Origin of the sequence: Chania multitudinisentens RB-25 (assembly GCF_000520015.2) — a bacterium.
Lineage (GTDB): Bacteria > Pseudomonadota > Gammaproteobacteria > Enterobacterales > Enterobacteriaceae > Chania > Chania multitudinisentens.
In genome coordinates this window covers 5,021,612-5,033,244 of the sequence record NZ_CP007044.2, presented here as the reverse complement: position 1 = coordinate 5,033,244, position 11,633 = coordinate 5,021,612, and the positions used below count along the sequence as shown (strand labels likewise).

The 11,633-nt window shown below is 49.8% G+C and carries 8 protein-coding genes, 3 tRNA genes and 2 rRNA genes; 10 read left to right on the top strand and 3 right to left on the bottom strand.

Translation table 11 applies throughout. The annotated features are described in order from the left end of the window. The first annotated feature begins 81 nt into the window (after positions 1–81). The 5 genes from Z042_RS22400 to Z042_RS22380 all read left to right on the top strand — a co-directional run bounded on the left by Z042_RS22400 (position 82) and on the right by Z042_RS22380 (position 4,817). Positions 82–157 (top strand) — tRNA-Glu (locus Z042_RS22400). A 255-nt stretch (positions 158–412) separates the two neighbouring features. Further along, a 23S ribosomal RNA gene (locus Z042_RS22395) occupies positions 413–3,321 on the top strand. Positions 3,322–3,441: 120 nt separating this feature from the next. Beyond that, positions 3,442–3,557 (top strand): 5S ribosomal RNA (rrf, locus tag Z042_RS22390). A 93-nt stretch (positions 3,558–3,650) separates the two neighbouring features. Then, positions 3,651–3,727 (top strand) — tRNA-Asp (locus tag Z042_RS22385). Positions 3,728–4,031: 304 nt separating this feature from the next. Beyond that, positions 4,032–4,817 (top strand): endonuclease/exonuclease/phosphatase family protein, encoded by a 786-nt coding sequence (locus Z042_RS22380; protein WP_024913755.1) that lies wholly within the window; start codon positions 4,032–4,034, stop codon positions 4,815–4,817. Between the two features lie 166 nt (positions 4,818–4,983). Here Z042_RS22380 and mltD read toward each other — a convergent pair whose 3' ends face one another. Further along, a complete protein-coding gene (gene mltD, locus Z042_RS22375; protein ID WP_024913756.1) occupies positions 4,984–6,354 on the bottom strand; it encodes a murein transglycosylase D in 1,371 nt (456 codons plus the stop codon). A 72-nt stretch (positions 6,355–6,426) separates the two neighbouring features. After that, on the bottom strand, positions 6,427–7,182 hold the full coding sequence (gene gloB / locus Z042_RS22370; protein WP_024913757.1) for a hydroxyacylglutathione hydrolase: 756 nt from the start codon (positions 7,180–7,182) through the stop codon (positions 6,427–6,429). 42 nt (positions 7,183–7,224) lie between these two features. Between gloB and Z042_RS22365 the strand changes: the two genes are divergently transcribed. Continuing rightward, positions 7,225–7,944, top strand: coding sequence for a class I SAM-dependent methyltransferase (locus Z042_RS22365; RefSeq protein WP_024913758.1), 720 nt, complete (start codon positions 7,225–7,227; stop codon positions 7,942–7,944). Here Z042_RS22365 and rnhA read toward each other — a convergent pair. Beyond that, a complete protein-coding gene (gene rnhA / locus Z042_RS22360) occupies positions 7,941–8,408 on the bottom strand; it encodes a ribonuclease HI (protein ID WP_024913759.1) in 468 nt (155 codons plus the stop codon). The two genes, Z042_RS22365 and rnhA, sit on opposite strands and share 4 nt — an antisense overlap. 72 nt (positions 8,409–8,480) lie before the next feature. Between rnhA and dnaQ the strand changes: the two genes are divergently transcribed. From dnaQ to Z042_RS22340, 4 genes are all read left to right on the top strand, one after another. Further along, a complete protein-coding gene (gene dnaQ / locus Z042_RS22355) occupies positions 8,481–9,215 on the top strand; it encodes a DNA polymerase III subunit epsilon (protein WP_024913760.1) in 735 nt (244 codons plus the stop codon). A gap of 156 nt (positions 9,216–9,371) precedes the next feature. Next, positions 9,372–9,448: transfer RNA gene (locus Z042_RS22350), tRNA-Asp, on the top strand. 289 nt (positions 9,449–9,737) lie between these two features. Beyond that, entirely contained in the window at positions 9,738–10,616 is an 879-nt protein-coding gene (locus Z042_RS22345) for a siderophore-interacting protein (protein ID WP_024913761.1), read from the top strand. A gap of 168 nt (positions 10,617–10,784) precedes the next feature. Further along, positions 10,785–11,624, top strand: coding sequence for a MurR/RpiR family transcriptional regulator (locus tag Z042_RS22340; RefSeq protein ID WP_024913762.1), 840 nt, complete (start codon positions 10,785–10,787; stop codon positions 11,622–11,624). The last annotated feature ends 9 nt before the right edge of the window (positions 11,625–11,633 follow it).

The window sequence follows — 11,633 nt, the reverse complement described above, 5'->3', positions numbered from 1 at the left end:
ATGATATTGATTGCGTGAGTGTTCACAACAGATTGTCTGATAGAAGTAATGAGCAAAAGCGTCATAAAAGTACGGTGTCGTGTCCCCTTCGTCTAGAGGCCTAGGACACCGCCCTTTCACGGCGGTAACAGGGGTTCGAATCCCCTAGGGGACGCCAACTGCTTGCGACCATCCCGGTGAAAGCGGCGGTCTCGGTATCGTGACGATACCTTAAATATCTCAAAGCTGACTTGCGAGTCAGGCTTGAGATATTGCTCTTTAACAATCTGGAACAAGCTGAAAATTGAAACCTGACAGCTGAAACTTATCCCACCGTAGAGTTATGGGGATAAGGAGTACCCTGTCAGAGAGTCTCTCAAATGTTTACAGCACGATGTGTTCTCTGTTTACAGAAGACACCTTCGGGTTGTGAGGTTAAGTGACTAAGCGTACACGGTGGATGCCTAGGCAGTCAGAGGCGATGAAGGGCGTGCTAATCTGCGAAAAGTGCCGGTAAGGTGATATGAACCGCAATAACCGGCAATACCCGAATGGGGAAACCCAGTGTGTTTCGACACACTATCATGACATGAATCCATAGTGTCATGAGGCGAACCGGGGGAACTGAAACATCTCAGTACCCCGAGGAAAAGAAATCAACCGAGATTCCCCCAGTAGCGGCGAGCGAACGGGGAAAAGCCCAGAACCTGAATCAGCCTGTGTGTTAGTGGAAGCGTCTGGAAAGTCGCGCAGTAAAGGGTGATAGCCCCGTACACCAAAATGCACAGGTTGTGAGTTCGATGAGTAGGGCGGGACACGTGACATCCTGTCTGAATATGGGGGGACCATCCTCCAAGGCTAAATACTCCTGACTGACCGATAGTGAACCAGTACCGTGAGGGAAAGGCGAAAAGAACCCCGGCGAGGGGAGTGAAACAGAACCTGAAACCGTGTACGTACAAGCAGTGGGAGCCTCTTAATGGGGTGACTGCGTACCTTTTGTATAATGGGTCAGCGACTTATATTTTGTAGCAAGGTTAACCGAATAGGGGAGCCGTAGGGAAACCGAGTCTTAACTGGGCGTCTAGTTGCAAGGTATAGACCCGAAACCCGGTGATCTAGCCATGGGCAGGTTGAAGGTTGGGTAACACTAACTGGAGGACCGAACCGACTAATGTTGAAAAATTAGCGGATGACTTGTGGCTGGGGGTGAAAGGCCAATCAAACCGGGAGATAGCTGGTTCTCCCCGAAAGCTATTTAGGTAGCGCCTCGTGAACTCATCTTCGGGGGTAGAGCACTGTTTCGGCTAGGGGGCCATCCCGGCTTACCAACCCGATGCAAACTCCGAATACCGAAGAATGTTATCACGGGAGACACACGGCGGGTGCTAACGTCCGTCGTGAAGAGGGAAACAACCCAGACCGCCAGCTAAGGTCCCAAAGTCATGGTTAAGTGGGAAACGATGTGGGAAGGCACAGACAGCCAGGATGTTGGCTTAGAAGCAGCCATCATTTAAAGAAAGCGTAATAGCTCACTGGTCGAGTCGGCCTGCGCGGAAGATGTAACGGGGCTAAACCATGCACCGAAGCTGCGGCAGCGACGCTAAGGCGTTGTTGGGTAGGGGAGCGTTCTGTAAGCCGTTGAAGGTGGTCTGTGAGGGCTGCTGGAGGTATCAGAAGTGCGAATGCTGACATAAGTAACGATAAAGCGGGTGAAAAACCCGCTCGCCGGAAGACCAAGGGTTCCTGTCCAACGTTAATCGGGGCAGGGTGAGTCGACCCCTAAGGCGAGGCTGAAAAGCGTAGTCGATGGGAAACGGGTTAATATTCCCGTACTCGGTGTTACTGCGAAGGGGGGACGGAGAAGGCTAGGCTGGCCGGGCGACGGTTGTCCCGGTTTAAGCGTGTAGGGGGAGAGAATTGGTAAATCCGTTCTCTTATTCAACCCTGAGGCGTGATGACGAGTCACTACGGTGGCGAAGTGGTTGATGCCAAGCTTCCAGGAAAAGCCTCTAAGCTCCAGGTAACACAGAATCGTACCCCAAACCGACACAGGTGGTCAGGTAGAGAATACCCAGGCGCTTGAGAGAACTCGGGTGAAGGAACTAGGCAAAATGGTGCCGTAACTTCGGGAGAAGGCACGCTGGCACGTAGGTGAAGGGACTTGCTCCTGGAGCTGAAGCCAGTCGCAGATACCAGCTGGCTGCAACTGTTTATTAAAAACACAGCACTGTGCAAACACGAAAGTGGACGTATACGGTGTGACGCCTGCCCGGTGCTGGAAGGTTAATTGATGGGGTTAGCCGCAAGGCGAAGCTCTTGATCGAAGCCCCAGTAAACGGCGGCCGTAACTATAACGGTCCTAAGGTAGCGAAATTCCTTGTCGGGTAAGTTCCGACCTGCACGAATGGCGTAATGATGGCCAGGCTGTCTCCACCCGAGACTCAGTGAAATTGAACTCGCTGTGAAGATGCAGTGTACCCGCGGCAAGACGGAAAGACCCCGTGAACCTTTACTATAGCTTGACACTGAACATTGAGCCTTGATGTGTAGGATAGGTGGGAGGCAGTGAAGTGTGGACGCCAGTCTGCATGGAGCCAACCTTGAAATACCACCCTTTAATGTTTGATGTTCTAACTTTGCCCCGTAACCCGGGGTGAGGACAGTGTCTGGTGGGTAGTTTGACTGGGGCGGTCTCCTCCCAAAGCGTAACGGAGGAGCACGAAGGTTAGCTAATCACGGTCGGACATCGTGAGGTTAGTGCAAAGGCATAAGCTAGCTTGACTGCGAGAGTGACGGCTCGAGCAGGTACGAAAGTAGGTCTTAGTGATCCGGTGGTTCTGAATGGAAGGGCCATCGCTCAACGGATAAAAGGTACTCCGGGGATAACAGGCTGATACCGCCCAAGAGTTCATATCGACGGCGGTGTTTGGCACCTCGATGTCGGCTCATCACATCCTGGGGCTGAAGTAGGTCCCAAGGGTATGGCTGTTCGCCATTTAAAGTGGTACGCGAGCTGGGTTTAGAACGTCGTGAGACAGTTCGGTCCCTATCTGCCGTGGGCGTTGGAAGATTGAGAGGGGTTGCTCCTAGTACGAGAGGACCGGAGTGAACGCACCGCTGGTGTTCGGGTTGTCATGCCAATGGCACTGCCCGGTAGCTAAGTGCGGAAGAGATAAGTGCTGAAAGCATCTAAGCACGAAACTCGCCTCGAGATGAGTCTTCCCTGGGGCCTTGAGCTCCCTGAAGGAACGTTTGAGACGAAGACGTGGATAGGCTGGGTGTGTAAGTGCAGCGATGCATTGAGCTAACCAGTACTAATGAACCGTGAGGCTTAACCTTACAACACCGAAGGTGTTTTGTTGAGAGACAAGAGAGTAGTGAGTTTTGATATTCAGCGATGTTCCCGGATTGGATTGACTGGCTGCATGCAAGTGAAGCGGGTTGATTAAATGGAATTTGCCTGGCGGCAATAGCGCGGTGGTCCCACCTGACCCCATGCCGAACTCAGAAGTGAAACGCCGTAGCGCCGATGGTAGTGTGGGGTCTCCCCATGCGAGAGTAGGACACTGCCAGGCATCAAATAAAGGTTATCAGGATGACATCTGGTAACAGCAAGGTCACTGAGGTGATTTTGCCGGTATCGAAAGATATCGTTTGAAAGAATCGGTGGAGCGGTAGTTCAGTTGGTTAGAATACCTGCCTGTCACGCAGGGGGTCGCGGGTTCGAGCCCCGTCCGTTCCGCCACTTATTGATAAGCCCTGAGTCATAGACTCAGGGCTTTTTCGTATGTACATAATAACTATCTAATAGTATTTTATTTTTCTCCTTATATCCGTTTTTTGCGAGCTTTCTCGAATTTATCAATCACCACAGCTAATCTTTACAGACGTATACACTCCACTGATTGAAGTTACGGTATTTAGTCCCTATAACTGGAATGATATTCCCGTAAAAATCATGCTGGCGGAGACGTGCGGGCATATAATTCATTTATTGTTGGTGGCAATATTGCTACCAATTTCATCTAAATGGGAAATAGGCGAATAGTGTGCCGAAACGAACTTATGCCATGAGGTATGTTGCGGGTCAGCCAGTTGAACGAGTTTTCCCTGGCGCCGTCCATCAGTCGTTACCACTCGGAGCTTCATTGCCTACGGCAGGGGCGCTGCGGGTTATGGTATGGAATATTTTCAAGCAGCAACGAGCCGACTGGCTTTCTGTGTTAAAAAATTTCGGTAAAGATGCACAACTGGTATTATTGCAGGAAGCGCAAACTACGCCTGAATTAGTACGTTTTGCAACCTCTAACTATTTGGCTGCCGATCAGGTTCCTGCCTTTGTGCTACCGCAACACCCTTCTGGCGTGATGACGTTGGCAGCAGCACATCCAGTTTACTGTTGCCCGTTACGTGAGCGTGAGCCATTATTACGTCTGGCTAAATCGGCCTTGATAACCGTTTACCCGTTGTATAATGGGCAATTACTGATGGTAGTAAACATCCATGCAGTGAATTTTAGTCTGGGTGTTGATGTATACAGTAAGCAGCTAAGTCCGATTGGCGAGCAGATTGCTAATCATACAGGGCCAGTGATAATGGCTGGTGACTTTAATGCATGGAGCCGCAAGCGTATACATGCGCTATATCAATTTGCTGATGACATGGCGTTGAATGAGGTGAATTTCATTGACGATCATCGGCGCAAAGCGTTTGGTCGCCCACTGGATTTTATTTTTTACCATAATCTTAGCGTTGTAGAGGCTTCTGTGCTGCTGACTCGGGCATCAGATCACAATCCGTTGTTGGTGGAGTTTCATCCAGAAACGGACAAGTAGAAGCAGGTTCGATAGAGTGGGTCTTAAGCAATAAGAAGCACTGTTAATGCTGGTTACTTAGATTAGTATAAAAAAAGACCCATGAAAATCATGAGTCTTTTTAGTTTGTTCAAAGTGAGCCTTAAGCGCTCAACATTATCCTATCGGGTTTTTTTATGCCGAAAATCTAAGTGTCTGGCGATATTTTGTTGTTTACAAACAAAGTCAGTTTTAGACCTGGTTGCAGACTACTGTTCTTGCCGAGTCTTGAGTTCCAACGCATCACGTCATCAATATCAACGCCGTGGCGACGTGCGATACTGGAAAGTGAATCACCTTTGCGAACTCTATAAGTGATACTGCTATTATCACTTGAATTACGAGCTACTTGCAGGGTTTGCCCAATTTTCAGAGTGCTTTTGGCACGTAAATTGTTCCAACTTTGCAAATCACTAGACTTAACGTTCAGTCTTTTAGCGATACTCGATAAGGTATCGCCGGAGCGCACTTTATATGCACTTCTACCCGATTGATTACTGTTCTTCGCCAACTGTTCTGCCGCTGGTATCGCAGTAATCTGACCATCAGCTAGTGAGTCTTTTAACTGTTCAGCATGACCTTTGGGAACCATAATGTAATGAGGCCCATTGGGTGCTGTTACGCCTTTCTTGTAGCCAGGATTGTAAGCTTTCATTTTGGTAACTGAAAGTCCTGCCATCTCAGCTGCTTGAGTCAGTTGGATCTGCTGCCCGACATCAATTCTTGCTAATGCACGGGTTTCGTCAGTTTTCGGTAACTTGACTCCGTACTTTTTGCTGTGCTTGATGATATCGCTCAACGCCAGCATTTTCGGGACATAAATTGACGTTTCACGCGGAAGCGCCAATGCCCAAAACTCGGTGGACTTGCCTTGACGTTTATTCGCTTTCACCGCCTGCATGACACGGCCTTCACCACTGTTGTATGCCGCGATGGTCAATAACCAATCGCCATCAAACATGCGGTTCAAACGCTGCATCATATCAAGCGCAGCAGTTGTCGAGGCCACAACATCACGGCGGCCATCATACCACTGATTATTTTTTAGACCATAATTACGACCCGTTTGCGGCACTATCTGCCATAGCCCTGCGGCATTGGCATGTGACGTGGCGTGGGGGTCAAAAGCGCTCTCCACTATGGGTAGCAGTACTAGTTCCATCGGCATATTGCGTTTCTTAATCTGCCCGACTATCCAGTACATGTACGGCTCTGCCCGTAATGTTACATCGTGGAGATAGCTCTTACTTTTTAGGTATTTATTTTTTTGTTCGCGGATCCGGTAATTTTCCGGAACCTCCATCTTCAGCTCGTCGCTAATGAAGTTCCACAGGTCTTGCTGCGCGGCATCGTTACTGTCTAGCCAACGCGCTGAGCTTGCTGTGTACTCTCCTGCTTCACTTTCTTGACCTGCCGAAGACAGACTCTGTGCATGCTGCTCTGGAGCCAGAGCGCCCTGCTTAGGCGCCTGACAACCTACTAGCAAGACTGAGGCGAGAAATATCGCTTTAGCCTTCATGTGTGTGTCAATATAGTTGCTTAAAAGACGAGCAATAATACTTTGCTTCGCCAGATAACACAACTAAAAGCTTCAGAAGTTATCTTTTCGGCGGCGTAATTCGGAAAAAACCGAATGAAGGCTGTGTGGTGGTGAGGAAACCCCTATTTCTTTTTGTAAATCAATGTCATGACAACGTAAAAAGAGATTAATTTTACGCTCTAATTGCAGGGTTGTGGGCACGCTGGGTCTGCCTTTTGCGCGTAATCTCTCAACTTGTTGCTGATATGTTTCAATCTCTCGATCTTGTGGCAAAATACCTCGTGAAAACTTAAGATTTGAGAGAGTATATTCGTGTGCGCAACAAATAAGCGTGTCATCGGGAAGTTGTGCGAGCCGTTGAAATGAATGATGCATTTCAACGGCGGAGCCTTCGAAAAGCCTACCGCAACCCGCAGAAAAAAGAGTATCTCCGCAAAAAAGATAAGGTGCACTGTAGTATGCAACATGCCCTAAGGTGTGCCCGGGAACCGCAATAATAATGTACTGCTGCCCATTTATTTCAATTGTTTCACCGCCGTGAACGAAAGTATTTGCTCCTTTGCCAGCGGTTTCTTGCGGCCCATACACTGCCAACTGCGGATATTGCGCCACGATTTCTGCTACTCCGCCAACGTGATCGCGGTGGTGGTGGGTTAGTAAGATGGCATCAGGGATCAGTTGCTGACGTGCTAAAACGTCTAAAACCGGCTTTGCCTCACCAGGATCAACAATGACACAGTGTCCTTGCTGGTTATCCAATAACCAAATGTAGTTGTCCTGAAAAGCAGGAATACTGATAAGATTCATATAAACCTCTTGTTGCAACGGCTTGAAAGAAGATAATAAATCATGAAACCAGCCCAGACTCTACATCAACTCACCAGCCCATATTCGTGGAGCGAATTGCCGTGGGGAGAATATTACCGTGAGGCGCTTGAGCAGCAATTGCAACCTTGGTGGGCAAAGTTGTTTGGTTTTCATCTGTTGAAGATCGGTAACCTTAGCGCAGCACTGGATACGGAAAAGTGTGCGATCTCGCACCAGGTTAATGTGGGCATAGCGGGTAATAACCTGCATGTGCTTGCCGATCCCTATCAATTACCTTTTGCTGCCAAATCTGTAGATGCTTGCCTGCTGGCCCACACGCTTGCCTATACTGATGATCCGCACCGTCTTTTGCGTGAGGTTGATCGTGTGATGATAGACGATGGCTGGCTGGTGTTCAGTAGTTTCAATCCTCTCAGTTTACTGGGGTTAGGTAAATTGCTCCCGGGATTGCGTAAACGGCAGCCTTATGTCAGCCGAATGTTTACCCAAATGCGTTTGCTGGATTGGCTTAGCCTACTGAATTATGAGGTACTGGAGCAAACGCGCTTTCATGTGTTGCCTTGGCAGCGTACAGGCGGCACATTTTTGAGTACCCATTTGCCTGCGTTGGGGTGTTTGAGTCTGATCGTGGCGCGCAAAAGAACATTGCCGTTGACACCGACCCCAATGAAAGTCGGGGCACGAAATCCTTCTCTCAGCCGCGCAGTGGGCGCGACCAAGAGTTACCGCAAGCTGCCTTAAGTTTCGGGTTGGTATCCCGTATCATCTTGTGTCGGTTGACCCGCAGCATCACGGGCCAGCACGTCGCAACGCTCGTTTTCTGGGTGGCCAGCATGGCCTTTAACCCACTCCCAACGGACGTTATGGCGGGCAATGACCAGATCCAGGCGTTGCCAGAGATCGACATTTTTTACCGGTTTTTTATCAGCGGTTTTCCAGCCGCGTTTTTTCCAGTTGTGGATCCAACTGGTAATGCCTTGGCGCACATACTGGCTGTCGGTACTGAGTATCACCTCGCAGGTGGTGGTCAGCGCTTCGAGCGCCACGATGGCGGCCATCATTTCCATACGATTGTTGGTGGTCAGGTGATAGCCTGCGCTGAAGGTTTTTTCGTGCTGTTTATAGCGCAAAATGGCACCGTAACCACCGGGGCCAGGATTACCGAGACAGGAGCCATCGGTGAAAATTTCTACCTGTTTAACCATCTCTGGTAGACTCTTCCTATCAGTTTTATAAAAGCCAAGTCTGACATAAACGAGCGCTATGAGCACTGTAATATGATCTCTACACCAACCAGACAGATCGTTCTTGATACCGAAACCACCGGTATGAACAAGTTAGGGGTTCACTACGAAGGCCACCGCATCATTGAGATCGGAGCCGTAGAGGTGATCAATCGCCGGTTAACCGGGCGCCATTATCACGTCTATGTGAAGCCGGATCGGCTGGTCGATCCTGAGGCTTACGGCGTGCATGGTATCAGTGATGAATTTCTGGCAGATAAGCCAACCTTTGATCAGATTGCCAATGAGTTTCTTGATTTCATTCGTGGCGGTGAATTAGTCATTCATAACGCGGCGTTTGATATTGGCTTTATGGATCACGAATTCCGTATGTTGCAGCAGGGCATCCCCAAGACGGAAACTTTCTGTACCATCACCGACAGCCTGTTAATGGCGCGCCGTTTGTTCCCTGGCAAACGTAACAACCTTGATGCGCTGTGTGGGCGTTATGAAATAGACAACAGCAAACGAACACTGCACGGTGCGTTGCTCGATGCCGAGATCCTGGCTGAAGTCTATCTGGCGATGACCGGTGGCCAGACATCAATGGCTTTTCAAATGGAAGGGGATACTCAACAAACAGACTCAACGCAGGATATTCAACGTATTATGCGCCCGGCCACGACCATGAAAGTGGTTTACGCTAATAATGAAGAAATGAAAGCCCATGAAGAACGCTTGGATTTGGTTGCCAAAAAGGGCGGCAGTTGCCTCTGGCGCGCTGAATAGCGCTGCTTCTGGTATAAAAATGCAATGAACCGATTATTATGCTGTCGTGTTCGTAGAAAAACTGTGCAAACGGCTCTTTTTATAAGAAAAAGGCATTGACGGAATGGAAGCACAACCGTAATATTCGCCTCGTTCCCTGCAAGGGGAGCGAGGCGCGGAGCGGTAGTTCAGTTGGTTAGAATACCTGCCTGTCACGCAGGGGGTCGCGGGTTCGAGCCCCGTCCGTTCCGCCAATCATTCAGACCCCAAGCTTTTATAAGCTTGGGGTTTTCGTTTTGGTGTTTTCAGCCTGCGATGGGGAAGCCTGCATATCGCCTGATTTTAACACTGCCACTACCAGCATTAGCTCACGATGCTTCCGGTTCGTCATTATGGCTGTACCGGCTATCACTGCGTCAGAAATCATCCTAAAAACCATTGCAATTGGTAATCATTCTCCTTCAAACTTATTATGTTGAGTTTAGGCCGTTTAGAGGAAAAACCAGCATTGGATGACAGACATGGCGCGGGAGAGTCACTGATATGTCCGCAAGCTATCGGATTTTTAATATTATTTTGAAATATAAAGAAAATATTTCACCTTCACTACTGCGTTGCGTATTCAGCGGCCCGGAATTGAACCGTATGAAGTTGGAAGCCCCTGATCAGCGCATCAAACTGCTGTTCCCCTCTGCACAAGGGCAAATCTCTCAGCTTGAGAACAGTGATGATTGGTATCGTGATTATATGGCGGTCGCGAAAGAACAGCGGCCAGTGATGCGTACCTATACGCTGCGGGCATTGCGCTGTGCTGAGCAAGAAATGGACGTGGAGTTTGTATTACACGGTGTTAACGGCCCGGCCTCTGCTTGGGCAATTCATGCGTTGCCGGGGGATGCATTGCAGGCGGTAGCACCCAATGCTGATTTTGACGGTGACAGCGGCGGTTATGAATGGGCGCCACCTGCGCAGGTGCAGCAGGCATTGTTGATTGCTGATGAAACCGCGTTGCCAGCAGCGCTAGGCATTTTGGAGCAACTGGCACAATCGGCCAATCCTCCCCGTGTTCAGGCATTTTTTGAAGTGCCGCTGGCTGAAGATTGTCTTTGCATGGCTCAATTTCCTTTTGCTGAGGTTCACTGGTTGCCACGTGCTGGCGGGCATCAGCAGAACCATGGCGAACTGTTGGTTGAAGCCGTGCGTCAGCGGGTTAAGATCCCCATATCGGCGCGTGCGGCAGAGCAATCGCTGGCGGAAAACAGTTTGGCGGGCGATTTGCTGTGGGAGCGGGCGGAGGGGGCTAAAACTTTTTATGCCTGGGTGGCGGCAGAGTCTTCAACGGTTAAAACACTGCGCCGTTACTTGATTGGTGAATGTTCTCTGGATCGTTCCACGGTGAACTTTATGGCGTATTGGTGTTAATCGCCTGCGGCGTGCTCTAACCAGCGCTTATTATTGGGTGGTCCATTTTACCGAAGGTACCTCAGATTTGTATGCTGTTGGCTTTTTCTGATGCTATGCTGTATGCCGTTGCAACAAAAGTTACAATTCCCCTCTATTTTGCAATTATTGGCAATATCAGGAATGACAATGAAACAGATCGATGAGCGCCTGCGTAGCCTGTATCCGCAACTGGCTCCTCAGGAGCAGCGAGTTGCCGATTTTATCTTCGATCATTTTGACGACCTGATGAGCTATAACAGCGCGGAGCTAGCACGCCTGAGCGGGGTTTCTAAAGCTACGGTCAGCCGCCTGTTCAAACATCTGGGCTACCCTAACTATCGTGCGATGCGTGATGAACTGCGTACCCTGCGCCAAAGCGGTATGCCGTTGGCCGATAACCGCGATGTGGTGCAAGGCAATACTTTGCTGGCACGTCATTACAAGCAGGAAATGGCCAATCTGACCGCTTGTGTGAAACAGATTGATGCTGCCCAGTTTAATGCGGTGATTACATCTTTAGTACAGGCACGGCGGGTGATGCTGTTGGGAATGCGCAATAGTTATCCGGTAGCAATGCACCTGCGTCAGCAATTGATGCAGGTGCGTGAGCGGGTGACGCTGCTCCCGCAGCCAGGTCAGACAGTCGCTGAGGAATTGGTGGATCTGGATGCGCAGGATATGGCGATCGTGGTGGCATTTCGCCGCCGCCCACGCCAACTGCGAGCGATACTGCGGCAATTACAGGCTCAGCAGGTGCCGACATTATTAATATGCGAACCCCAGGTGCAGGCCTTGATCCCGCTGGTGCATTGGCACTTGGCTGCACCACTTGACAGTGTTTCGGCTTTTGACTGTTACTCCAGTGCCATGAGCTTGGCGAATCTGCTGAGTAACGCTCTGTTGCACCAAATGCTGGCGCAAGGTCGGCAACGTATCCATCAGATTGCAGAGCTGTATAGCGAGCTGGAAGAGCTGGAGCAGCGCTGAATTCAGAGC